This is a genomic window from Actinoplanes italicus (genome assembly GCF_003001815.1).
Classification (GTDB): domain Bacteria; phylum Actinomycetota; class Actinomycetes; order Mycobacteriales; family Micromonosporaceae; genus Actinoplanes; species Actinoplanes italicus.
Map to the genome: position 1 here is coordinate 117,466 of NZ_PVMZ01000016.1, position 23,146 is coordinate 140,611.

The following is a 23,146-nucleotide window of genomic DNA, read 5'->3' on the forward strand; positions in this document are numbered from 1 at the left end:
CGGATCCTGCCGATAGGTCGAGCGGGAGACGAATCGGAGAGGCTGACTGGTCGGATGAGCACGCAGGTGGGGACCGCCGGGAGTGGCAGCCGGCTGAACGGCCTCGGGGTCGGCACCAAGATCTACGCCGCGGTGTTGTGCAGCGCGCTGGTCGCCGTCATCGTCGGCGTGCTCGCCGTCACCCGGCTGAGCGGGCTCAACAACGACATCACCGAGATGAAGAAGCGGCACGTCGACAGCAGTCTGCAGCTCAGCGTGCTGCGGGGCGCGGTCGGCGACGGATTCTCCGCCCTGTTCGGCTGGTCCGTGGTCCCGCCCGCGCAGAAGGCCGAGCTCCGCAAGGCGGTGACCACCGCGGACGAGGCCACCATCACCGCGGTCACGGCCTACCGCGATCTGGCGGCCGGTTCGGCCGTCCGGGAGGCCGCCGCGACCGACGTCGCCGACACCTACACCTACTTCCAGCAGCTGCGCGACTACGCGCTCTTCCGGGAGGCGCCCGCCGCGGGCTTCGAACCGCCGGCCCCGGCCGACGTCACGCCGAAGTGGGTCGAGACCCAGGACCGTCTCAAGGCCAGCGTGCTGGAACTGCAGCAGACCGAGGACGCCGAGTCCGCCGCGATGGCCTCGCAGGCGGCCGACGCCTATCACAGCGCCCGCAACCAGATGATCATCTGGCTGGTCGTCGGTCTGGCCGTCGCGCTGGCCCTGGCCACCTACGTCTCCCGCCGCATCAACAGGCAGCTCGGCAGCGTCTCCACGGCGCTGGCCGCCGTGGCCGAGGGTGACCTGACCGTGCCGGCCGAGGTGCATGCCGGCGATGAGCTCGGGCGGATGGCGGTCGCGGTCAACACCGCGCGTGACGGGCTGCGCGACATGGTCGGCCAGCTCACCACCGGTTCGCAGACCCTCGGCAAGAGCACCGGCCGGCTCGGCCACGCCGCCGAGCGGATCCGGGTGTCGGCGTCGGAGGCGTCGGCGCAGGCCAGCGTGGTCGCGTCCGCCGCCAGCGGGGTGTCGAGCAGCGTGCAGACCGTGGCCGCCGGTAGCGAGGAGATGGGCGTCTCCATCCGGGAGATCGCCTCCAACGCCTCCGACGCCGCCCAGGTCGCCAGCCAGGCCGTCGGGGTCGCCGAGGCCACCAACATCACCGTCTCGAAGCTCGGCGAGTCCAGCACCGAGATCGGCAACGTGGTCAAGGTGATCACCGCGATCGCCGAGCAGACCAACCTGCTCGCGCTGAACGCCACCATCGAGGCGGCCCGGGCCGGTGAGATGGGCAAGGGCTTCGCGGTCGTCGCGAGTGAGGTCAAGGACCTCGCCCAGGAGACCGCCCGCGCGACCGAGGACATCTCCCGCCGGGTCGAGGCGATCCAGGCCGACACCGCCGGTGCGGTCGCGGCCATCGGCGAGATCTCCGCGATCGTCGCCCGGATCAACGATTACCAGGTCACCATCTCGTCCGCCGTCGAGGAGCAGACCGCGACCACGGGTGAGATGACCCGCAGCGTCGCGGAGGCTGCCGACGGTGCTTCGGCGATCGCCGGGAACATCGACGGCGTGGCCACCGCGGCCCACAACACCACCGAGGCGCTCACCGAGGCGACCGACACCGCGGCCGAGCTGGCCGCTCTCGCCGGTGAGCTGCAGACCGTGGTCGCCCGCTTCCGCGTCTGACCTGCGGCTCGATGCTTTGAGCGACGGGTGTGGATATCCACCCGTCGCTCGTACGGCATAGTATTCGTCATCCCCTCCCTCACCGGAGCCGCACCCATCCCCCATGTGGGAGCGCTCCCGATCCCTGAAGGAACCCATCCCCATGTCTCGAACACGAAAAGTGCTGTCCGCAGCCGCGATGGCCGTGGTCGCCGTCGGCGGTTCGGTCGCGGTCGCCCTGCAGGCCAGCGCCGCCGCCGGCTGCCAGGTCGACTACAAGGTCACCAGCCAGTGGCAGGGCGGCTTCGGCGCCGACGTCAAGATCACCAACCTCGGTGACGCGGTCACCCAGTGGAACCTGGCCTTCTCCTTCGGCGCCGGCCAGAGCATCAGCCAGCTGTGGAACGGCTCGTTCACCCAGTCCGGGACCGCGGTCACGGTTCGCAACGCCTCCTACAACGGATCCATCTCCACCAACGGCTCCACGTCGTTCGGCTTCAACGGCGCGTTCACCGGCTCGAATCCCGTGCCGAGCGCCTTCACGCTCAACGGCACCGCGTGCACCGGCGGAGTGACCACCCCGAGCAGTTCGCCGGCCACGTCCCCGTCCAGCTCGCCGTCGACCTCGCCCTCGGCGTCGCCGTCCGCGTCACCGTCGACCTCGAACCCGCCGGTCACCGGTGGCGCCGCGCAGCTGGTCGCCGACATGGGCAAGGGCTGGAATCTGGGCAACCAGCTCGAGGCCAACATCGACGGTGTGCCCAGCGAGACGGCCTGGGGCAACCCGGTCATCACGGGCGCGATCTTCGACCGGGTCAAGGCCTCCGGGTTCAAGACCGTCCGCATCCCGGTGTCCTACCTGAACAAGATCGGCGCCGCGCCGAACTACACCGTCGACACCGCGTGGCTGAACCGGATCCAGGAGGTCGTGAACCTGGCCCACGACCGCGGGCTGTACGTGCTGATCAACATGCACGGTGACGGTTACAAGTCCGTCGGCGGCTCCTGGCTCATCTGCGACTCGTCCTCACAGACGGCGATCAAGGAGAAGTACCAGAAGGTCTGGCAGCAGGTGGCGACAAAGTTCGCGAACTACAGCGGGCGACTGATCTTCGAGTCGATGAACGAGAACTTCGACGGGCAGTACGGCAACCCGACGCAGCCGTGCTACTCCAACATCAACGCGTACAACCAGATCTTCGTCGACACCGTCCGCCGGACCGGTGGCACCAATACGTCGCGGTGGCTGCTCGTGCCGGGCTGGAACACCAACATCGACCACACCGTGGGCAGCGGCTTCGTCCTGCCGACCGACCAGTACCGGTCGGCGTCCATCCCCGCGGCCGAGAAGCGCATCATGATCTCGGTGCACTACTACGACCCGTGGGACTTCGCCGGCACCGAGGACGGCACCATCACCCAGTGGGGCCCGAACGCGACCAACCCGGCCAAGAAGTCGACGTGGGGCCAGCAGGACTTCATGGACGCCCAGCTGAAGAAGGTGTACGACACCTTCGTCACGAAGGGGTACCCGGTCTTCGTCGGTGAGTACGGCTCGATCGACAAGACCTCGTACGACTCGACGAACAACCGTTACCGGGCGGACTACGCCCGGGCCCTGGTGGCCACCGCCAAGAAGTACGGCGCGGCGACCGCCTACTGGGACAACGGCCACAACGGCCAGCACGGGTTCGCACTGTTCGACCGCAACTCCGCGACCGTGACCCAGCAGGCCATCATCGACGCCATCATCGGCGCCTGACCGACGTTCGGACTCCCGTGAGGACGGCGACGCCCCCGTTTCACCGCATCGCCGTCCTCACGCCCCCTCGTATTCCTGTCTACCGGCGTTCCGGTTGTCTGGCCCCTGCTCGCGGCGGTCAGACAAACAACGCTGGACAACGCGGCGACAATCGACAATGGACGTCGCGGCGTGACGGGGAGGTTCATACATGGCGAGGCCGGAGCGCCCCCTGGACGACCCGGACGGCCCGGTCGCACTGCTGGCGGCCGAATTGCGGCAGTTGCGGGAGAAGGCGGGCAAGCCCGGTTACCGGCAGATGGCCGCACGGGCGAACTACTCCGTGGCGACGCTCTCCGCGGCCGCGTCCGGCCGGCGGCTGCCGACGCTGGAGGTGACCCTCGCGTACGTGGCCGCCTGCGACGGCGACCTCGTGCAGTGGGAGCAGCGCTGGCGCGAGGCGGAACGCTCGGCCGTCGCGCCCGGCGGCGACCCGGCCGGCGCCGATGCAGGCGCGCCGTCGCCGTACCCCGGCCTGGCGCCGTTCCAGCCCGAGGACGCGGAGCTGTTCTTCGGCCGTGACGCGCTCGTGGCAGATCTGGTGCGCCGGCTGGAGCAGCGCCGCTTCCTGGCCGTCTTCGGCCCCTCCGGTGCGGGCAAGTCGTCGGTGGTCCGCGCGGGACTGGTTCCGGCGCTCGGCGGGCCGGTCCTGGTGATGACGCCGGGCATGCACCCGATGACGGAACTGGCGGTGCACCTCGCACGGCACACGGGACTCCCGGCCGGCGCGGTGCTGGACGAGTTGCGCGCCGGCCCCGAGCGGGCACATCTGCTGGTCCGGCAGGGTCTGCCCGCCGGGCAGCCGCAAATCGATCTCCTGGTGGTGGTCGACCAGTTCGAGGAGACCTTCGCGGCCTGCCCCGATCCGGCCGAGCGGACCGGCTTCATCATCGCGCTGCTGGCGATGTGCCGGGAGCCGGACGGCCGGGCGCGGGTGGTTCTGGCGGTGCGCGCCGACCACTACCCCCGGTTCGCCGAGCACCCACGCCTGGCGCAGGCCCTGACCGATGCACAGGTGCTGATCGGCGGGATGACCCCGGCCGAGCTCCGTGAGGCGGCGGCGAAGCCGGCCGAGCGCTACGGGGCCCGCGTGGAGGGCGCGCTGGTGGCCACGCTCGTGGCGGAGGTGGCCGGCTCCCCCGGCGCTCTGCCGCTGGCCGCCCATGCGTTACGTGAGGCGTGGCGGCGTCGCCAGGGCGCGATGGTCACCCTGGCCGGCTACCAGGCGGCCGGAGGAGTGTCCGGCGCGGTGGCACACACCGCGGAGCAGGCCCACGAACGGCTCGCGGAGCCCCAACGGCTCGTCGCCCGGCGGATCCTGCTGCGGATGGTCGACATCGGCGCGGACGGGCTGGTCACCCGCCGGCGGCTCGGCCGTACCGAACTGGACACGATCGAGCAGGCTCCCGCCGTGATCGAGGCCTTCGCCGCGGCCCGACTGGTCACCGTCGACCGTGACAGCGTGCAGATCACCCACGAGGCGCTGATCCGGGCGTGGCCGCGGCTGCGCGGCTGGGTCGAGGAGTCCCGCTCCGGGCTGCGGCTGCACCGCCAGCTCACCGAGGCGACCGCCGCCTGGGAGTCGCTGGGCCGTGACGAGGGCGCGCTGTACCGGGGGCTGCGGCTGTCGGCCACCGTGGAGACGGTCGACGCGGGACTCGTCGACCCGACCGGCACGGAACGCGAGTTCCTCGAGGCGGGCCGCGCGTTGCGGGAGCGGGAGGAGCGGGCGCACCGGCGCCGTACCCGCCGGTTGCTGGCCGGGCTCGTCGGTGTGCTGACCGTCGTCTGCGTGCTCGCCGCGGGCGCGGCCGTGTCCGCGCGACGTGCCGGTGCCGAGCGTGACCGGGCGGTGGCGCGGGAGCTGGCGGCGGGCGCCCGCGCCGAACGGGTGGCCGACCCCGAGCTGGGGCTGCTGCTCGCGTCACGGGCGTACCGCCTCCATCCGGACGCCGAGACCGAGTCGGTGCTGCGGCAGGCCACGGCCGATGCGCGTACGACACGCACGATCGACGTCGCGGACGGTATCCAGTCGTCGGTTGCCGTCGCCGGTACCTGGACCGCCCATGCGAGCTCCGCCGGCGTGGTCACAGTGCGTGACGTGCAGGGCCGGACCTCGCCGGTGACCGCACCCGTGCGGGGCGACTTCCTCGCCGCCGGCCCGGACGGCCACCTCGCGATCGCGCTCACCGACCCGGAGCCGGGCGGTGGTCCGGTGGTCATCTGGCGGCCGGGTGACGCCGGTGAGGTGCGACGACTGCCCGCGCCCGAGGTGGCCCCGCCGTCGGGGGTGTTCCTGCTGGCGTACAGCCCGGACGGTCGCTGGGTCGCCGCGACCGGCCCCGGCATCGGGCTTCTCGTCTGGGACACCGGGAACGACCGGCCACCGAGGTCGCTGCCCTACACCGGATTCCCGTCCGGCCTCGGCTTCGGCCCGGACGGGCGCCTGGTTCTCGGCGCCGACGACGGCACCATCCGGATCTGGGACGTCGGCGCGGACGCTCCGCCCGTCCTGATCCGGCAGCCCCGGGAGTTCTCGCCGTCCTCCGTGGCAGTCAGCCCCGACGGTGACCGGATCGCGGTCGGCGGCCTCGACAGGGTGCTGGTCTGGCCCGACGGCGGACGCGGCGAACCTCAGACCTACCGCGGCTCGGAGTACTGGTACACCAGCGTCGAGTTCAGCCCGGACGGGCGTCGTATCGCCGCGGGAACGAGTGAGCGGACCGTCCGGATCTGGAACCTGTCCGACAGCGGCAGCGGCCAGGCGCTGCGCGGGCACCGCGACGCCGTGCTCGACCTGGCGTTCACCCCGGACGGCGGCGGACTCGTGTCCGGTGGCCACGACTCCACCGTGCGCGTGTGGGACGTCGGCGCGGCCGCCGATCCCGCCGTGATCACCCTCCCCGTGTCGGACCACTGGGCGCAGCTCAGCGCTGACGGGAGTTTCACGGTGACGCCCACCGGTCCCGGGACGCTCGCCGTGTTCCCCACCCGCACGCCGCCGGACGCGACGACCCTCCGCAACGCACCCCTGCGCCCCGAGTCCCTCGACGTCAGCGCGGACGGGCGCAGTGTCGCGGCGGCCACCTCGGGCAGCGAGCAGATCTACTGGTGGCACACCACGGCCGACGAGCGGCCGGCGGTTCTGGAGTGCCCGCGCGACCGGGCGGGGCTGACGAACAACCGGCTCGCCCTGAGCGCCGACGGACGGGTGCTGGCCGTCGAATGCGGCGACGGCACGTCGCGCGTATGGCGCGCCGGCGGGAGCCGGGTCGACGGCCCCGCCGACGTCTTCGGAGGGATCGCGATCCGGCCCGACGGCGGCCTGGTGGCGATGACGCGCAGCCCGGGGGCGCTGGTGCTGTGGGACACCGCCACCGGCCGGGTGACACGAACGATCCCGAGCCAGAGCACGCCCTCTGATCACCTGGAGTTCAGCCCGGACGGACGGCTGCTGGCGGTCGCCGGCACCGACGGCTCGATCCGGGTGTGGACCGTCGCGGGCGACGACGATCCGGTCGTGCTCACCGGCGCCACCGGTCAGACCACGGCGTTGACCTTCAGCCCGGACGGCAGGCTGATCGCGAGCGCCGGCACCGACGACGTCGTACGCCTGTGGAACACCGACGGCAGCGGCGAGGCCCTCACGTTCGACCATCCCGGCGCCCGGCAGATCGCCTTCGCCGCCGACGGGCGGCAGCTGCTCGGCATGTACGGGACGACCGTCCGCATCACGGCGTGCGAGGTGTGCGGGCCGATCAGCGAGGTGCTGGCCCTGGCCGGGCAGCGCACCACACGCGACCTCACGCGCGAGGAGCGCGCGAAGTACCTGCGTGAGCCCTCAGCCGTGCGGTGACAGGTGCGCCCGCTCCCCCTGGGCGCCGAAGAGCGTGAGCAGCTCCGCGGGCTGGGCGTCCGCGCTGGCGATGCGGTGCGGGGTCCGGGTGTCGAACTCGGCGGCCTCACCCGGGCCGAGCTCGTACACCTGATCGCCGAGGTCGAGCCGGACCCGTCCGTTGAGCACGTAGAACCACTCGTACCCGTCGTGGGTCTGCAGGACCGCCGCGGGCGACGACGCGGCGGGCGGATAGATCACCTTGTACGCCTGGACACCGCCCGGACGCCTGGTCAGCGGCACGACGGTGAAACCGGCCCGCCTGATCGGCCGCAGGTGGATGCGCGGGTCACCGGTCGGTGGCGCCGCGACCAGGTCGTCGAGCGGGACGCCGTGCGCCCGGGCCAGGGGCAGCAGCTGCTCCAGCGTGGGACGCAGCTTCCCGTTCTCGAGTCGCGACAGCGTGCTGGAGGTCAGACCGGTCTCGGCGGCCAGCGCGGCCAGGGAGATGCTCCGTGCCTGCCGCAGGGCACGCAGGCGCGCGCCGACCCCGGCCAGGACGTCGTGCTCAGTGGCGTTCATCAGCCCATGTTGCGGATCCGCAATTTTCCTCGCAAGTACGCAAAGCCGCCGGTCATGCTCGTCGCGGAGGTGACCACCGATGCAAACGAACGCGAATGACAGCACGTCCGCCGAGTCGTTCTGGGAGAACCACTACCGGACCCGGCCCGCCGGAGAGGCCCGCGCCAATCCGCTGCTGGCGGAGACGGCTGCCGGGCTGCGTCCCGGCGCGGCACTGGACCTGGGATGCGGTGCCGGCGGTGACACGATCTGGCTCGCCCGCCACGGCTGGCAGGTCACGGCCGTGGACATCTCCCGGACCGCCGTGGAACGGGTGCTCGCCCAGGCACACCGGCTCGGCCTCCGGGAACGGGTGACCGCGGAACAGCACGACCTCGCCGACGGGTTCCCGGCCGGGGAGTTCGACCTGATCTCGGCGCAGTACCTGCACACCCTGTTCGCGCTGGACCGGACGCTGGTGCTGCGCGCCGCGGCCGTTGCTCTGCGGCCCGGCGGCGTGCTGCTGATCGTCGACCACGGCTCCACGGCGCCCTGGTCCTGGAACCAGGATCCCGACGCGACCTTCCCCACACCCGACGTGGTCGCCGCCGGCCTGGATCTCGACGCCACCCGGTGGGCCGTCGTGCGCGCCGACATGCCGTCGCGCCTGGCACACGGGCCCGGCGGCCGGAGTGCCACCGTCACCGACAACGTGCTGGTCGTCCAGCGGCGCGAAGGGAGGAACTGATGCCGCCGTCCACCCGTACCAGGAGGAAGGACAGCGGGCCGGCCTGGACCGCGCCCGACGAGAGGTCCACGCTGGCCGGCTTCCTCGACTATCTGCGCGACTCCGTCGCCGGCAAGGTGGCCGACGTCCCGGAACCGGCGGCCCGCACCCCCGGAGTGCCCTCCGGCACCAGCCTGCTCGGCCTGATCAAGCACCTGACCGCGGTCGAACGGTTCTACTTCCTCGAGGAGCCGATCACCGACATGCGGCGTACGTTCCGTCCCGCCCGCGACGACACGGTGGAGTCCCTGATCGACGGATACCGCGAGACCGTCGCCCTGGCGAATCGGACGATCGCCACCTGGACCGACCTGACCGAGCCCGCGCCGCGACCGCCGGGCCGCGGTCTCGCCCCGTCCCGGCGCTGGGTCCTGGCCCACATGATCGAGGAGACCGCCCGGCACGCCGGCCACGCCGACATCCTCCGCGAGCAGATCGACGGCGCCACCGGCCGCTGACCCCACACCGACGTCCGATCCGGTCTCCTACCTCCGTCGGAGGTAGGAGACCGGAGTTCCCGCCCGCGCCGGATGTGCCCACCCCGGCCCGGGCGGCAGGCTCACAGGTGCCGGTACGACGCGGTGTCGCGCCGGCATCCACCAGGGGGAACGTCATGAGACTGAAGAAGATCGCCGTGCCTGCAGCCGCCGTCGCGCTGGCCGCCGGACTGGTCCCGCCGGCCTACGGCTGGGCGACAGAGCGGCCGGGCGCCGACGGGGACGGGATCGCCCGGGAGTCCGTGACCATCCCGCTCGACGGCGGGTGGACCGCGAAGGGCGAGCTCACCTATCCGAAAGGCGCGAAGGGCCGCCTGCCGGTGGTGGTGCTGCTGCACGGCAGCGGCCGCAACGACATGGACCAGACGCTCGCGCCCGGCGTGACCACGCTCAAGCCGGTCGCCCAGGCGGTCAGCCGGAAGGGGTTCGCCGTGCTGCGTTTCAACAAGCGCGGCGTGACCGGGGTCGGGCCAGTGCTGAGCGACAATCCTGGCTTTCCCGACCTCTCCAAACCTTACGAGCAGACGGTGCGCGATGCTGCCACCGTGGTCCGGTTCGCCGCGACCTCGAAGCACGTGGACCCGGCCCGGATCTTCCTGCTCGGGCACAGCGAGGGCACTCAGGTGGCCGCCAACCTGGCCGCCGACCCGGGCGGCTACGGCATCCGCAAGCCGGCCGGGGTGGTCGCCATGGGCGTGGTCCACGGCACTCCCCGCGAGGTGATCTACTACCAGAGCGTGGGTCGTACGCTGGGTCAGCTGCACGAGGAGTTCGATCTCGACGGCGACGGCACCCTGACCCCGGCCGAGACCACCGCCGGCCTGATCGGGCAGCCGGCCGAGGCGGCGGCCCAGTACCGGGCCGTCCTGACCGACCCGGCCACCGACACGAACCACGACGGGAGGATCGCCATCGACACCGAGTTCGAGCCGGTCCTGCGCGCCGCCGTCGGCTTCGACAAGTTCCCGAACCTACCGGTCTTCCCCAAGGGCCTGGCCGAGTACCTGGTCGACATCGGCCGGTTCCGGACCCCGGCTCAGGACCTGCCCCGTTACGACGGGCCGGTGCTGCTGCTCAACGGCCAGACCGACGTCCAGACCGTGGTCCGCGGCGCCATCGTCACCGACGACGCGCTGGCCAAGGCCGGTAACCGGGACCACCGGCTGATCACCTACCCGGGCATGAGCCACCTGATGAACGTCACCCCGGAGTATCAGCCGGTGCCCGGCAACCCGGACCCGGCGGTGCTGCGTGACATCAGCACCTGGCTGGCCGCCCACCGCTGACCCCCGATGCGGACGAAGCTGATCCAGGACGGTGCGCTGGCCCTCGCCGGCGCGCCGTTCATGGCGGTGCTGCTCTGGCTCACGGCCCGGGAGTTCGGGCTCGGCCCGGCCGTGATCGCCCTGATGGCGGCACAGACGCTGCTGATCGTGATCCGCCGGGTCAGCCCGGTGAACTGCGTGACGCTGATGCTGGTGCTGCAGACGGCGATCTCGGCCGTGGCGCCGCACGGCACCGGCCTGCGCGGTATCGGGCCGGCCATCGCGATCTACACCTGCGGCACGCTGCTCGCGTCGCGTACCGCTGTCGCCCTGGCGGTGATCACCGCGGTGGTCGAGATCGGCGGGTACGCGGTACTCAGCCTGCCGCCGTACCGGGAACCGGCCGAGGACATGATCAAGATCGGGGTGCACCTCGCGTTGTCGCTGCTGCTCTACGTCGGCGCGGCCCTGGTCGGCGCGCACGTCGGCATGCGCCGCCGCTACGCCACGGTGGTCGAGGCGCGGATGGCCGCCGACGCCGTGGCCCAGCAGGCCCGGACCGAGGCGGTGCTGACCGCGGAACGGGCCCGGACCGCCCGCGAGCTGCACGATGTCGCCGCCCACCACCTGACCTCGTTGATCGTGCAGGCCACCCTGGTCGAGCGGCTGTTCGACCAGGACCCCGGAGCGGCCCGCAAGCACCTCGCCGCGGTCCGTGAGGAGGGCCGGAACACGCTGCACAACCTGCGGCTGATCGTCGGCGCGCTGCGGGCCGACGACGGCGCCGACCCGCACCTGCCGGACGGCAGCGGGCTTGCGATGATCGACAAATTGGTGTCCGGCGGCGAAGCCGTGCTCACCGTCGACGGCACGCCCGGCGTCCAGGAACCGGCCACGGAGCTGGCGCTCTACCGGGTGGCGCAGGAGGCGCTGAGCAACGCGCGTGATCACGCCCCCGGTGCGCCGGTGACGATCACGATCGCCTATCGAGAGCCGGAGACCCGGATGGAGATCCACAACGGGCCACCCACCGGCGTGCCCGCGCCCCGCGACGGCGCGCACCGCGGTTTCGGCCTGATCGGCATGCGAGAGCGCGTCTCGCTGATCGGCGGCGAGCTGGACGCCGGGCCCACCGCGGACGGCGGCTGGCGGGTGCGGCTCACAGTCCCGCACCCGGAGGTTCCGGCATGATCACCGTGCTGCTGGCCGACGACCAGCCGATGCTGCGGGCCGGATTCCGTTCCCTGATCGAGTTGTCCGGCGACATCACCGTGGTGGGCGAGGCCGCCGACGGCCCGGAGGCGGTCCGGATGGCACGGCTGCTCAAGCCCGACGTGGTCTGCATGGACGTGCGCATGCCCGGCGGCGACGGGCTGACCGCGACGCGTGACATCGTCGGCACCCTCGATCCGGCGCCCGCGGTGCTGGTGCTGACCACCTACGAGCTCGACGAGTACGTCTTCGGCGCGCTGGAGGCCGGCGCGAGTGGCTTCCTGCTCAAGGACGCCGACGTGGACACCCTGCTGGACGGGATCCGCCGGCTCGCCGCCGGTCACGGGATGGTCGATCACGCGGTCACCCGGCGCGTGATCGTCGAGTTCGCCCGCCGCCGCCGGGGCGCCGCGCCCGCGGGCACCGGCCTGGACCTGCTCACCGCCCGGGAGACGGAGATCGTCCGGTTGCTGGCACACGGCCTGTCCAACGCGGAGATCGCGGACGAGCTGGTGGTCGAGGTCAGCACGGTCAAAAGCCACTTGAGCCGGGCGATGGCCAAGATCGGGACCCGGGACCGGGTACAGACGGTCGTCTGGGCGTACCGCCGCGGTCTCATGCCCCTCCCGGAATGAAACCGGAGAGTGACCGGAGTGAGAGGAACCACCGAAACTGTCACACCGCTGTCATATGACCGCGGCAGAAACGCCAAGCCGGGCGCGAATACTGGCGTACGAGGCCATGAGGAGGTCTTGAAACGCGTCGGGTGGTGGCGTTCCGGTTCGGGCGCGGCCACCCGGACGCGTTCAGGCGAACACCTACCACGGGGAGTACGACGTGTGGCCCCTACCCGCCAATGACGGATCCGCCTTCGACTCCGACGTGGCGCTCACCTTCCGGGTCATCCAGCGGATCTTCGACGATCCCCGGCTCGCCGGGGAGCGCGTCACGGTCCAGGCACAGAACGGCGTGGTGACGATCCTCGGCACCGTCAGCTGCCTCTACGCCCGTGTCACCGCGGCCGGTCTGGTACGCGACACCCCCGGCGTGACCGACATCTGCAACCGGCTCGAGCTGGCCCGCGCCGCCGACGTCACGGCGGCCGTCGGACAGCCCGACCCGTTCGACGAGATCGTCGCCCACTGGGATCACGCCGCCTCCACCACGCCACGCAGGCCGGTGCGGGCCTGGCTGCTGCGGGCATTCCGCCGCAACGGCGTGCCCGGGACTCAGGGCGGGCCGATCAGCGACTCGTAGTCGGCGGCGCGCAGCGGGTCGCCGGTCAGGATGCCGTCACCCCGGGGAACCTGCAGCCGCCGGCCGTCGCGCAGGAAGGTGACGGCGGCGACGTCGGCCCGCGACGTCAGGGTGCAGACGATCTGGCCGTACGCCAGCGCCTCGTCGCTGCGCCCGGTGCCCTCGTCGGGCTCGCTGATCTCGACGGCGGCCGTCCTGCCGCCGGCCGGGACGGTCACCGACAGCGTGGTGGTGGCCAGGGCCGTGCTCAGTCCCTCGGCCCGCTCCGCCGTGGTGGGGCCGGTGACCAGCAGGTCGAGCAGGCGTTGCGGCGCGAGCACCGCGTCGGTGCGGCGGACCGTCTGGACCAGCCGGTTCCCACGGATCAGGCAGAGCACCTGGGCGACCTCGCCGACGGACTCGGCGGCGGCCGAGGCGGTCCCGTTCAGCGGGCGGCGGGGCAGCACGACGGGGTGCGGCTCGTCCTGGGCCGGAACCCCGCAGGCGGTCAGCAGCAGCACGCACGCGGTGAGCGCGGCGGGGACACGTACCTCGGTCATGTCGGGCTTCCCGGCGAAGTGACGGGGACGGTGACGCGGAAGCGGGCGCCGCCGCCGGGACGGTCGGTGACGGTGGCGGTCCCGCCGTGAGCGGCGGCGTGACCGGCGACGATGGCCAGGCCGAGCCCGGTGCCGTCGGTGTCGCCGCGTGAGTTGGCGGCGGGGCCGCGCACGAACCGGTCGAAGATGCCGGCCCGATCCTTCTCGGCCACGCCGGGGCCGGCGTCGTCGACCTCCAGGTAGCCGGGCCCGACCCGCACGGCGACCGGGCCGCCGCCGTAGCGGACCGCGTTGTCGATCAGGTTGCCGAGCGCCTGTTCGATCCGGCGCCGGTCGACCGGCCAGATCTCCGGCGTGCCGCCGACGGTCTCGACCAGGCTTGCGGGCAGGTTCCGCAACCGGCAGACCCGCTGCGCGAGCTCGGGTACGTCCACCGGCTCACGGTGGATCGGCTGGTCGGCGCGGGCCAGTTCCAGCAGGTCGTCGACGAGCGCCTGGAAGCGGGAGATCTCGGCGGTGACCAGGGTGATCGCGGCTCCGGAGCGCTCGTCCAGGGCGTCGCGCCGTTTCTGCAGCACACTCGCGGCGGCCTCCAGGGTCTGCAGCGGCGACCGCAGCTCGTGGCTGACGTCGGCGGCGAACCGGCGGTCACGTTCGAGCCGCCGGGTCAGCTGGTCGGCCATGTCGTTGAACGCGACCGACAGCGGCGCGAGGTCGGGTTCGGCGTCCGGGTCCAGCCGCGTGGTCAGGTCGCCGCCGGCGATCCCGCGGGCGGCCTCGGCGACCGCGCTCAGCGGCCGCAGCGCGTGGCGGGTGACGTACCAGCCGACGGCGGCTCCGGCGGCCGCCACCATGATCGCGACGGCGGTCAGGATCAGGGCCAGGGTCTGCAGCGTGCGCTCCAGCTCGTCCAGCGAGACGATCTCGTAGAACACCGCGGAGCCGGCCAGCGGCACGCCGACGATCAGCGCCGGACGCCCGTCGCGGCGGATGCGCTGGGCGCCCGCCTCGCCGTCGGCGGTCATCTGCCGCAGCCCCCGCGGTACGGCCGTGTCGACGGCCTCGTCGGCATTGCGCGAGTGCCACTGCCCGTCGAGGTGCAGCAGCACGTAGCGGTCGGAGCCGGAGTCGAGTGCCCGCAGGACCGCCAGCACGTCGGGGTCCGGTCCGGCGATACCCGCGTTCACGACGGCGGCGTCGTAGTAGGTGGCCCGGACGGCGGTGCGCTCGCGCTCGGCGAACAGGGTGTTGCGCGTCGACTCGTACGACACCAGGCTGATGCAGGCCGACAGGATCAGCGCGCCGAGGGCGAAGGCGGCGCTGACGCGGGCCCGCAGGCCGATCGGGCTCACGGCTGCAGTTTGTAGCCCAGGCCGCGGACCGTCACGAGATGCCGCGGGTTGCCGGTGTCGGCCTCGATCTTCTGCCGCAGCCGGCCGACGTGCACGTCGACGACCCGCTCGTCGCCGAACTCGTGACCCCACACCCGCTGCAGCAGCTGCTGGCGCGACAGCACCAGGCCGGGGTGGTCGGCCAGTTCGCACAGCAGGCGGAACTCGGTGCGGGTCACGGCCACCAGCTCGCCGCGCAGCCGCACCTCGGCCGCTTCCGGCCGTACCTCGAGATCACCGAAGGTCAGCACCGAGCTCGCCGGACCGGACGGCTGGGCGGCCGTCCTGGCACGCCGCCGCAGGGCCCGCAGCCGGGCCGCCAGCTCCTTGACCTTGACCGGTTTGACCACGTAGTCGTCGGCGCCGGCCTCCAGCGCCGCGACCACGTCGTGGGTGTCGTCGCGGGCGCTGACCACCACGATCGGCACGTCGTCGTCGCGGCGCAGCTGCCGGATGCACTCGTAACCGTCCATGCCGGGCAACATCAGGTCGACGAGCACCGTGTCCGCCCGGTACCGGCGCTGCGCGATCAGCCCCTCCTCCGCGGTGGCCACGGCGTGGGCGGTGTAGCCCTCGTCCTCCAGGGCCATCGCCAGCGACAGACGGATCCGATCGTCGTCCTCGATCAGCAGTACGGCACTCATGTCCCCATGATGTCCGGCGCGGGCGGCCGCAGCCCGGTCGAAGGCGCCACCGCGGTGTTTGTCACGCAACTGTCACAGGGATCCACGTAGCACCTTGACGCATTCCGTTATGGGAATATGATTGCCGGCATGGCACGAGCAGCGACAACGTCGGACACGTTCAACGCGATCGCCGAGCCGCAGCGCCGGGACATCCTGGCGCTGCTGCGCGGCCGTGAGTGGCCGGTCACCGACCTCGCCCGTGAGCTGGGGATGAGTCAGCCGCGAGCGTCGAAGCATCTGCGGGTGCTCCGCGAGGTGGGGCTGGTGCGGGTTCGTGAGGCGGGCAAGCAGCGCCTCTACGGCCTCGACGCCCGCGGGCTGCGGCCGGTCCACGAGTGGGTCGGCGGGTTCGAGCGGTTCTGGAACGAGAGCTTCGACCGGCTCGACAGCTACGTGCAGGACCTCAAGCAGGAACGACAGGAGCAGGAACGATGACCGAAGCAGGGCAGCGAGCGGACTCGGCGGCGGCCGACCGGGAGATCGTCATCTCCCGCGTCATCGACGCTCCACCGGAGCTGGTGTTCGAGGCGTTCACCGAGGTACGGCACCTGTCGCGGTGGTGGGGTCCGGAGGGGTTCTCCACCACCACGCGGTCGTTCGAGTTCCGCGAGGGCGCCGTGTGGGACTTCGTGATGCACGGGCCGGACGGCACCGACTACCCCGAGTGGATCACCTGGACCGAGATCGTCGAGCCGCGACGGATCACACTGTTGCACGGTGAGCGCGCCGAGGACCCGGACGCCTTCGAGTCGGTGCTCACCTTCACGCCGGACGGCGCGGCGACCCGGATCGAGATGCGCACGGTCTTCCCCACCAGGCAGCTGCGCGACGAGGCGGTCGAGAGATACCACGCGGTCGAGGGCGGCCGGCAGACGCTGGACAACCTGGCGGCGTACGTCACCCGGGACGACAGCGGCAAGGTGTTCTTCACCGTGTCGATGTCACTCGACGGCTACAGCGCGCCGGTGTCGATGGACGGCATCATCGCCACCGGCGAGCAGCGGCAGCAGGACCCCCGGCTGGACCGCTGGGTGGCGCAGTGGATGGAACTGCACGCGTGGATCTTCCCGCAGCGCTTCTTCCGGGAGAACCTGAACCTGGGTGAGGGCGGTGAGGAGGGCGTCGACAACGACGTCGCCCGGCACGCGTTCGAACGCACCGGCGCCAGCATCATGGGCAAGCGCATGTTCGACCTCGGCGAGAAGTCGTGGCCGGAGAACGCGCCCTTCCACACCCCGGTGTTCGTCCTCACCCACGAGCGCCGTGAGCCCTGGGAGCGGCCGGGCGGGACCACCTTCCACTTCGTGAACGACGGCATCGACAGCGCCCTGAAGCAGGCCCGTGAGGCGGCGGGCGACCGGGACGTCCGGATCGCCGGCGGCAGCGAGACGATCCTGCAGTACCTGAACGCCGGCCTGATCGACGAGTTCTCGATCGCGCTGTCGCCGGTGCTGTTCGGCGCCGGCACCCGCCTGTTCGACGGCGTGGACGCGTCCCGGGTGGCGTTGGAGCAGGTCCGGTCGCAGCCGACACCGCGAGCGACGCATCTGTCGTACGTCGTACATGCGCGGTAGCCGTCGCGGGTAGTCATGGCCGAGGACGAACGAAGGGAAACGGTGATCATGGCATTGCCACCCGTTGTCGACCACGCGGCCTGGCGCAAGGAACTCGACGAGCTGCGCGCCCGCGAGAAGGCGGCCACGAAGGAGCTCGACGCGATCGCCGCCCAGCGGCGCAGACTGCCCATGGTCCGCCTGCCGGACTACACCCTGACCGGAGCGGAGGGTCCGGTCCGGCTGGCCGACGTCTTCGACGGCAGGTCACAGCTGATCGTCTACCACCACATGTGGGAGCCGGGCTCCGAGTGGCAGTGCGGCGGGTGCACCAGCTTCACCTCGTCGTTCACCCGGCTGGGCTTCCTCGAGAACTACGACGCCCGGTTCGTGGTGGTGACCCAGGGCCGGATCGACGAGGCCCTGGCCTACGCCGAGCGCGTCGGCAACACGATGACCTGGTATTCGACCGCCGACAGCCCGTTCGGCGCCGACGTCGGCGCGCCGCCCGGCGGCGCGTTCGCGCTGAACGTGTTCCTGCGCGACGGTGACACCGTCTACCGCACCTGGCACACGTCGGGCCGTGGCGTCGAGCAGCTCACCTACACGTTCCCGCTGGTGGACGTGCTGCCGTACGGGCGGCGCGAGGAGTGGCAGGACTCCCCCGAGGGCTGGCCCCAGTCGCCGGCGTACAGCGGCTGGCTCGACGCGCCCGACATCGCCAGGTTGTACGGCCCGGATCGCTGAACTCTCAGGCGCCGGTGATCCGTGCCAGCGCCCTGGCCAGCTGGGACGCGGTCGGGGCGCTGTCCGGGTCGATGAGCCGCTGGGCCATCACCCCGGTCAGCAGCGCCTGGTGGAGAGCGCCGATCTCGTTGATCACGACGGCGTCGGTCTCGTCCGGGCCGGCGAGCAGGCGGCCGATGCCGTCGCGCGCCTCCCCGAGCCCCAGCGCCAGGTACTCCCGTACCTTGGGCTGGTGGTCGATCTGCCCGATCACGTCGAACGTCGCGCTCCACAGCTGCCGGTACTCGTCGAACGACCCGATGATCTGATCCCAGATCGCCTCGAACCGCTCCAGCGGTGTGGCGTCATCGGACAGTTCCAGTCCCACCAGCGCCTGCCCCAGCGCCCGCCCCCACTCGGCGGAGGCGTCGGCGAGCGCCTGGTCCAGCAGCGCCTCCTTGGATCCGAAGTGGTAACCCACGGCCGCCATGCTCACGCCGCCCGCCGCCTTGGTGATGTCCCGCAGCGTGGTGCGCGCGTAGCCCTTCTCGTACAGGCAGAGCCTCGCCGCTCTCAGCAGGTCATCACGGTTTCCCAGTCCGTCGTCACCACCGGCTCGGCCCGGTCAGAGGCACGGTCACCGACACGACCCGCACCTTCACCGGCATCCCGTACGCGGCACCGCCGGTCGGTGACCTGCGCTGGCGGCCACCGCGCCCGCCCAGGCCCTGGACGACACCGATCGACGCGACCCGGCCCGCCGCCCTCTGCGCACAGCAGGGCGATCACCTCGGCACCGGAAGCCTCGCCGAGGACTGCCTCTACCTCAACGTCACCAGCCCACGGGGGCGGTCACCACGAGGGCCCCGGCCGGTGATCGTCTGGCTGCACGGCGGTAGCTTCAAGGACGGCGGCGGGCACCTCTACCCGGCACAACGGCTCGCGACCCGGGGCGACGCCGTGGTCGTGACCGTCAACTACCGGCTCGGCGCCCTCGGCTTCCTGGCCCACCCGCTGCTGGGCGAGGCCCGGGCCTCGGGCAACTTCGGGCTCGCCGACCAGCAGGCCGCGCTGCGCTGGGTGCACGACAACGCGGCGGCGTTCGGCGGCGACTCGCGCAATGTCACCCTGGCCGGTGAGTCCGCGGGTGCCATCAGCACCTGCGCCCACCTCGCCGCACCGTCCTCGGCGGGGCTGTTCCACCGCGCGATCCTGCAGAGCGGACCGTGCGTCGCTGGCGGCTCCGGCAACGACCCCCGCCCACGGCGCACAGCCGAAGATCAAGGTCAAAGGCTTGTCGCTTCGCTAGGTCTGGGTACGCACGTGACTGCGGCCCAACTGCGCGATCCACGACTGGTCACCCCGGAGAAGCTGCTCAGCGCCGCCGCCACGACAGACACCGCATTCGGCCCCGTCGTCGGCGCCGGACTACTGCCCGTCGGGCCGGAGCCGGCCATCGCCGCCGGGCGGATCAACCGTGTGCCCGTCCTGCACGGCATCAATCGCGACGAGCAGCGCCTGCAGGTGTGGGGCTACGAGCTCGCCAGGTACGAGGGGCCCGTCCCCGCCGACCGGTACACCGCGGAGATCAGGCAGCGATTCGGCGGTGACGCCACCCGTGTGCTGCTCCGCTACCCGCTGAACCGCTACGACTCGGCAAGCCACGCCCTGGCGGCCGTGCTGACCGACTCCCAGCAGGCGGCATCCACCGTGGAGACCGCCCGCCTGCTCAGCCGCCGGGTGCCCACATTCACCTACGAGTTCGCCGACGACCGGGCGCCCTGGTTCCGCGACTTCCCCGAGCCGTACCCGATGGGCGCCTACCACGCCGCGGAACTGCCGTACCTGTTCGACGTCGGCAACATCGAGCCCCTCGACGAGGCTCAGCGGAGGCTCGCCGACCACATGATCGACTACTGGGCCTCGTTCGCCCGCGCCGGCGTGCCCGCGGTACCCGGCGCCCCAGCCTGGGCTCCCGGCACGCCCGGGCGGCTCTCCGTACTGGCACTCGACACCGGCGGGAACGGCATCGAAGTGACCGACTTCACCGTTCGCCACCAGCACGAGTTCTGGTCCACGGTCAAGACGTGACGATTCCGCGCTTCTCCTGCGGGGCGTCGGCGTGGAGAATCGGTCGCCGCCGATGAGTGCCGACCGCAGGGAATCGAACCATGCCTTTCGATGGGTTCATCTCGTACAGCCATGCCGCTGACGGACGCCTCGCGCCCGCCGTCCAGCGTGGTCTGCATCGGCTCGCGCGGCCATGGCACCGCCGGCGCGCACTGTGGATCTTCCGGGACCAGACCGGGCTCGCGGTCACACCCGGCCTGTGGTCCTCGATCCAGACCGCGATGGACGGCTCGCAGTACTTCGTCCTGCTGGCCTCACCGGAGGCGGCGAACTCGCCGTGGGTCAACAGGGAGATCGAGCACTGGGTGGCCACCAAGTCACCACAGCGGATCCTGCCCGTGCTCACCGACGGCGAATGGCGCTGGGACGACGGGATCGGCGACTTCAGCGGCGACTCGACGGCCGTACCCGATGCGTTGCGGGGTGTCTTCGCCGAGGAACCGCTCTACCTCGACCTGCGGTGGGCCCGCGACGACCTGCACCTGAGCCTGCGGCACACCCGGTTCCGCGACTCGATCGCCCAGCTCGCCGCGCCGATGCACGGCGTCAGCAAGGACGAGCTGGAGAGCGAGGACGTACGCCAGCACCGGCGAGCCCGCCGTCTGTGGTCGGCCGCGACCGCGACGCTCGTGGTGCTGGCCCTCGTCGCGTCGATGACCGGCATGATGGCGGTACGCAACGCCGGGCTCGCCAACGCCTTCGCGGTGGAGGCCCGCCAGCAGCAGCAGATCGCCTCCGAACAGCGCGGCAGCGCCGAACGTGCCGCGCAGGAGTCGCTGCGCCAGCAGGAGTTCGCCCAGGAGCAGGAGGAACGGGCACAGGCCGCCGCCGACGAGACCCGCCGGCAGGAGGGACTCGCCCGCGAGCAGCGCGCGCTGGCCGACGAGGCGGCGGCCGACGCCGCCGAGCAGGAGGAGATCGCCCGGCGCCACGAGCAGAACGCCCAGCGGCAGCAGGAAATCGCCGCCGAGGCGGAGGCCCGGGCGCAACAGCAGGAGAGATTCGCCCGCGAGCAGGAGAGACTGGCCCGCGACGCGGGCGAGGAGGCCCGCCGCCAGCGCGAGGAGGCGGACCGGCAGCGCGAGGAGGCCCGCCGCCAGCGCGAGGAGGCGGCCCAGCAGCGGCGGATCGCGGTCAACCGGCGGCTCGTCGAACGCGCCCGCGCGATGATCGACGACGACCCGAAGAAGGCCCTCATGCTGGCCGTCGCCGCCCAGCGCCTGCACGACGACGAGCGGACCCGGGACCAGCTCGCCCACCTGGTGATGTCGACCCACTACGCCGGCGCTCTCACGGACGTGACCGACGTCGCCACCGTCGCGACCGGCCTGCTCGCCACCGCCGACGCCGGGGGCACCGTGTCGCTGTGGGACATCTCCCGCCCCGCGCGGCCCCGCCGCGTCACCCACGTGCCCACCAGCGGTCCGGCCGTCAAGACGCTCGCCACCGACCGTGACGGCAGCACCCTCGCCGTCGTCGACGGGAAGTCGCCGGCGGTGCTGTGGGACCTGCGCGTACCGGCCCGCCCCGCCCGGATCGCCGAGCTCCCCGACCCGGCCGGCGTCGCCGCGGTGTCGTTCAGCCCGGACGGGCACACCGTCGCCACCACCAGTTCCGGCGGCGACACCACCCTCTGGAACGTGACCGCCGGACGGGCGCCGGCCGCCCTCACCACCCTGCCCGGAGCAAGCCGGCCGGCGTTCGGCCCGGACGGGCGGACAGCGGTCACCGGCGGCGCGACGACCATCGTGTGGAACCTGACCGATCCGGCGAACCCGGTCCAGCTCTCCACGATCGCCGACGCCAAGCCCGGCGGTGCGCTCCTGTTCCACCCGGCACTGCAGGTCGTGATCGTCGAGGAGGACGGCCTCGTGGTGCCCTGGGATCTGCGGGTCCCGGCACAGCCGAAGCGCGGATTCTCGGAGGAGGACGCCACCGGCGACGCCACGCTCACCCGGATGGCGTTCAGCGCCGACGGCACCCAGCTGGCCCTCAGCGACTCGAGCGGAACGACGAGACTGTTCGGCCTCACCATCGGCGGCATCTCCGGCCAGGCGACCCTGTCCGGCCAGCTCGGCAACCTGACCGGGCGCGACGGCCCGATCCGTTCGACCACCCTCAGCCGGGACGGAAAGATGCTGATCACCGCGGGCGAGCGCCGCACCGCGACCCTGTGGAACGTCCACGGCGCCTTCGCGCGAGAGGTCGTCGCGGTGATGAGCCGCCCCTCCCCCGCGGACCTGGTAGGAGTGGCCTTCGGCCCCGGCGGCCGCACTCTGATCGGCGCCGACGCCCCCGACCCCGGCTCCGCCCTGGCCTGGGACCTGACCGATCGGGCTCACCCTGTCCAGGGGCCGTCCGCGACGCTGAACAGCGGACGGATCCAGCTGATGGAACTCAGCAGGGACGGCCGGACCCTGGCCGTCGGCGGCATGGACGAGAAGGTGACGCTGGTGGACATGACCCGACCGGCCCGGCCCGCGGTGCTCGCCACCATCACGGACGACCCCGACGACGTGGGCATCATGAGGTTCAGCCCCGACGGCGGCATCCTCGCGGTGGGCCGCCTCAACGGCAAGACCATGTTGTACGACGTGGCGGACCGTACCCGCCCCACCCGGGTCGCCGAGACCTCCGACCGCAAGTACATGTCCTCCGTGGAGTTCAGCCCCGACGGGAAGATCATGGCCGTGGCCTCGGGATACAACGTGACGCTCTGGGACGTGTCCCGCCGCGCCACCCCGGCACGCCACGCCGAACTCGCCATGGGCACCTCCGCGTGGGCCGCGGCGTTCAGTCCCGACGGCAAGACCCTCGCCACCGGAGCCGGCTACACCGGCGAGGCGATCCTCTGGGACATCACCGACATCGCCCAGCCGCACCGGCTCGCCACCCTGCCCCGCTCCGACGACATGGTGAGCTGGCTCGGGTTCAGCCCCGACGGCCGTACCCTGGCGGCCGGAGGAATCAGCGAGGCCCGGCTGTGGGAGGTCACCGATCGCACGACACCGGTCCTGTTCAGCACCCTCGGACATCCCCAGCTGCGCACCCGTAGCCTGGCGTTCAGCCCCGACGGCCGCACCCTCGCGGCAGCCGGCGGCCGGCACGTCACCCTGTGGGACTACACGGTGCCGAAGGAACTGAGCGCGGCCCCCGGCAGACACGCCTGCACGATCACCGGCCGGGGACTGAACCGCGACGAGTGGGCCGGCTACATCCCCGAACTCCCCTACCAGGCGACCTGCTGACG

18 protein-coding genes and 2 pseudogenes are annotated in these 23,146 nt (G+C 72.0%); 15 read left to right on the plus strand and 5 right to left on the minus strand.

The window, feature by feature from the left end; all coding sequences use genetic code 11:
• Positions 1–54 precede the first annotated feature (54 nt).
• The 3 genes from CLV67_RS32930 (at position 55) to CLV67_RS32940 (ending at position 7,313) form a co-directional block, all read left to right on the plus strand.
• A complete protein-coding gene (locus tag CLV67_RS32930) occupies positions 55–1,677 on the plus strand; it encodes a methyl-accepting chemotaxis protein (RefSeq protein ID WP_106325434.1) in 1,623 nt (540 codons plus the stop codon).
• A gap of 142 nt (positions 1,678–1,819) precedes the next feature.
• Positions 1,820–3,418: a cellulase family glycosylhydrolase gene (locus CLV67_RS32935; protein ID WP_170154089.1), complete on the plus strand. Its 1,599-nt coding sequence runs from the start codon at positions 1,820–1,822 to the stop codon at positions 3,416–3,418.
• A 190-nt stretch (positions 3,419–3,608) separates the two neighbouring features.
• Positions 3,609–7,313 carry an nSTAND1 domain-containing NTPase gene (locus CLV67_RS32940; RefSeq protein ID WP_106325438.1) on the plus strand — a complete coding sequence of 1,235 codons (3,705 nt, stop codon included), beginning with the start codon at positions 3,609–3,611 and terminating at the stop codon, positions 7,311–7,313.
• Here the strand turns inward: CLV67_RS32940 and CLV67_RS32945 are convergent.
• Positions 7,299–7,874 (minus strand): helix-turn-helix domain-containing protein, encoded by a 576-nt coding sequence (locus CLV67_RS32945; RefSeq protein WP_106325440.1) that lies wholly within the window; start codon positions 7,872–7,874, stop codon positions 7,299–7,301. The genes CLV67_RS32940 and CLV67_RS32945 overlap by 15 nt on opposite strands.
• Positions 7,875–7,953: 79 nt before the next feature.
• On the opposite strand from CLV67_RS32945, the gene CLV67_RS32950 reads away from it, so the two are divergent.
• The 6 genes from CLV67_RS32950 (at position 7,954) to CLV67_RS32975 (ending at position 12,871) form a co-directional block, all read left to right on the plus strand.
• Entirely contained in the window at positions 7,954–8,601 is a 648-nt protein-coding gene (locus CLV67_RS32950) for an SAM-dependent methyltransferase (protein WP_106325442.1), read from the plus strand.
• Positions 8,601–9,098: a DinB family protein gene (locus tag CLV67_RS32955; RefSeq protein WP_106325444.1), complete on the plus strand. Its 498-nt coding sequence runs from the start codon at positions 8,601–8,603 to the stop codon at positions 9,096–9,098. Before CLV67_RS32950 ends, CLV67_RS32955 begins: the two co-directional genes overlap by 1 nt.
• Positions 9,099–9,253: 155 nt before the next feature.
• Complete coding sequence (locus CLV67_RS32960) at positions 9,254–10,423, plus strand: alpha/beta hydrolase family protein (RefSeq protein WP_106325446.1); 1,170 nt, start codon at positions 9,254–9,256, stop codon at positions 10,421–10,423.
• A gap of 6 nt (positions 10,424–10,429) precedes the next feature.
• Positions 10,430–11,593 (plus strand): sensor histidine kinase, encoded by a 1,164-nt coding sequence (locus tag CLV67_RS32965; protein ID WP_106325448.1) that lies wholly within the window; start codon positions 10,430–10,432, stop codon positions 11,591–11,593.
• Positions 11,590–12,249, plus strand: coding sequence for a response regulator transcription factor (locus CLV67_RS32970; protein WP_106325450.1), 660 nt, complete (start codon positions 11,590–11,592; stop codon positions 12,247–12,249). The genes CLV67_RS32965 and CLV67_RS32970 overlap by 4 nt, the downstream gene beginning before the upstream one ends.
• A gap of 202 nt (positions 12,250–12,451) precedes the next feature.
• Positions 12,452–12,871: a BON domain-containing protein gene (locus tag CLV67_RS32975; protein ID WP_106325452.1), complete on the plus strand. Its 420-nt coding sequence runs from the start codon at positions 12,452–12,454 to the stop codon at positions 12,869–12,871.
• Here CLV67_RS32975 and CLV67_RS32980 read toward each other — a convergent pair.
• From CLV67_RS32980 to CLV67_RS32990, 3 genes are read right to left on the minus strand one after another with little or no spacing between them, the layout of a single operon-like run.
• Positions 12,844–13,410: a GerMN domain-containing protein gene (locus tag CLV67_RS32980; RefSeq protein ID WP_106325454.1), complete on the minus strand. Its 567-nt coding sequence runs from the start codon at positions 13,408–13,410 to the stop codon at positions 12,844–12,846. The genes CLV67_RS32975 and CLV67_RS32980 overlap by 28 nt on opposite strands.
• On the minus strand, positions 13,407–14,762 hold the full coding sequence (locus CLV67_RS32985; protein WP_106325456.1) for a sensor histidine kinase: 1,356 nt from the start codon (positions 14,760–14,762) through the stop codon (positions 13,407–13,409). The genes CLV67_RS32980 and CLV67_RS32985 overlap by 4 nt, the downstream gene beginning before the upstream one ends.
• Complete coding sequence (locus tag CLV67_RS32990; protein WP_106325458.1) at positions 14,759–15,445, minus strand: response regulator transcription factor; 687 nt, start codon at positions 15,443–15,445, stop codon at positions 14,759–14,761. The genes CLV67_RS32985 and CLV67_RS32990 overlap by 4 nt, the downstream gene beginning before the upstream one ends.
• Positions 15,446–15,574: 129 nt before the next feature.
• Here CLV67_RS32990 and CLV67_RS32995 point away from each other — a divergent pair, with 129 nt between their 5' ends.
• From CLV67_RS32995 to CLV67_RS33005, 4 genes and pseudogenes are all read left to right on the plus strand, one after another.
• Positions 15,575–15,922 (plus strand): ArsR/SmtB family transcription factor, encoded by a 348-nt coding sequence (locus tag CLV67_RS32995; RefSeq protein WP_106325460.1) that lies wholly within the window; start codon positions 15,575–15,577, stop codon positions 15,920–15,922.
• Positions 15,919–16,407, plus strand: a pseudogene (locus CLV67_RS52835) (SRPBCC family protein); the annotation flags it as partial. The gene CLV67_RS32995 and the pseudogene CLV67_RS52835, both read left to right, overlap by 4 nt.
• The gene (locus CLV67_RS52840) at positions 16,408–17,061 is read left to right on the plus strand and encodes a dihydrofolate reductase family protein (RefSeq protein ID WP_203737654.1); all 654 of its coding nucleotides are present in this window, start codon (positions 16,408–16,410) and stop codon (positions 17,059–17,061) included. It begins immediately after the preceding pseudogene.
• A gap of 48 nt (positions 17,062–17,109) precedes the next feature.
• Positions 17,110–17,787 (plus strand): DUF899 domain-containing protein, encoded by a 678-nt coding sequence (locus CLV67_RS33005; RefSeq protein ID WP_106325683.1) that lies wholly within the window; start codon positions 17,110–17,112, stop codon positions 17,785–17,787.
• Between the two features lie 4 nt (positions 17,788–17,791).
• Here CLV67_RS33005 and CLV67_RS54385 read toward each other — a convergent pair whose 3' ends face one another.
• The gene (locus CLV67_RS54385) at positions 17,792–18,364 is read right to left on the minus strand and encodes a TetR family transcriptional regulator (protein WP_106325464.1); all 573 of its coding nucleotides are present in this window, start codon (positions 18,362–18,364) and stop codon (positions 17,792–17,794) included.
• Positions 18,365–18,390: 26 nt separating this feature from the next.
• Between CLV67_RS54385 and CLV67_RS33015 the strand changes: the two are divergent.
• Positions 18,391–19,857, plus strand: a pseudogene (locus CLV67_RS33015) (carboxylesterase/lipase family protein); the annotation flags it as partial.
• Between the two features lie 80 nt (positions 19,858–19,937).
• Positions 19,938–23,144, plus strand: coding sequence for a TIR domain-containing protein (locus tag CLV67_RS33020; protein WP_106325468.1), 3,207 nt, complete (start codon positions 19,938–19,940; stop codon positions 23,142–23,144).
• The last annotated feature ends 2 nt before the right edge of the window (positions 23,145–23,146 follow it).

Bases quoted from the DNA above. Each gene is read 5' to 3' on its own strand.
- CLV67_RS33005 (WP_106325683.1), top strand. From the start codon at position 17,110: ATGGCATTGCCACCCGTTGTCGACCACGCGGCCTGGCGCAAGGAACTC.
- CLV67_RS32965 (WP_106325448.1), top strand. From the start codon at position 10,430: ATGCGGACGAAGCTGATCCAGGACGGTGCGCTGGCCCTCGCCGGCGCG.
- CLV67_RS32950 (WP_106325442.1), top strand. From the start codon at position 7,954: ATGCAAACGAACGCGAATGACAGCACGTCCGCCGAGTCGTTCTGGGAG.
- CLV67_RS32990 (WP_106325458.1), bottom strand. From the start codon at position 15,445: ATGAGTGCCGTACTGCTGATCGAGGACGACGATCGGATCCGTCTGTCG.
- CLV67_RS32935 (WP_170154089.1), top strand. From the start codon at position 1,820: ATGTCTCGAACACGAAAAGTGCTGTCCGCAGCCGCGATGGCCGTGGTC.
- CLV67_RS33020 (WP_106325468.1), top strand. From the start codon at position 19,938: ATGCCTTTCGATGGGTTCATCTCGTACAGCCATGCCGCTGACGGACGC.
- CLV67_RS32960 (WP_106325446.1), top strand. From the start codon at position 9,254: ATGAGACTGAAGAAGATCGCCGTGCCTGCAGCCGCCGTCGCGCTGGCC.
- CLV67_RS32970 (WP_106325450.1), top strand. From the start codon at position 11,590: ATGATCACCGTGCTGCTGGCCGACGACCAGCCGATGCTGCGGGCCGGA.
- CLV67_RS32980 (WP_106325454.1), bottom strand. From the start codon at position 13,410: ATGACCGAGGTACGTGTCCCCGCCGCGCTCACCGCGTGCGTGCTGCTG.
- CLV67_RS32995 (WP_106325460.1), top strand. From the start codon at position 15,575: ATGGCACGAGCAGCGACAACGTCGGACACGTTCAACGCGATCGCCGAG.
- CLV67_RS32930 (WP_106325434.1), top strand. From the start codon at position 55: ATGAGCACGCAGGTGGGGACCGCCGGGAGTGGCAGCCGGCTGAACGGC.
- CLV67_RS32945 (WP_106325440.1), bottom strand. From the start codon at position 7,874: ATGAACGCCACTGAGCACGACGTCCTGGCCGGGGTCGGCGCGCGCCTG.
- CLV67_RS32940 (WP_106325438.1), top strand. From the start codon at position 3,609: ATGGCGAGGCCGGAGCGCCCCCTGGACGACCCGGACGGCCCGGTCGCA.
- CLV67_RS32955 (WP_106325444.1), top strand. From the start codon at position 8,601: ATGCCGCCGTCCACCCGTACCAGGAGGAAGGACAGCGGGCCGGCCTGG.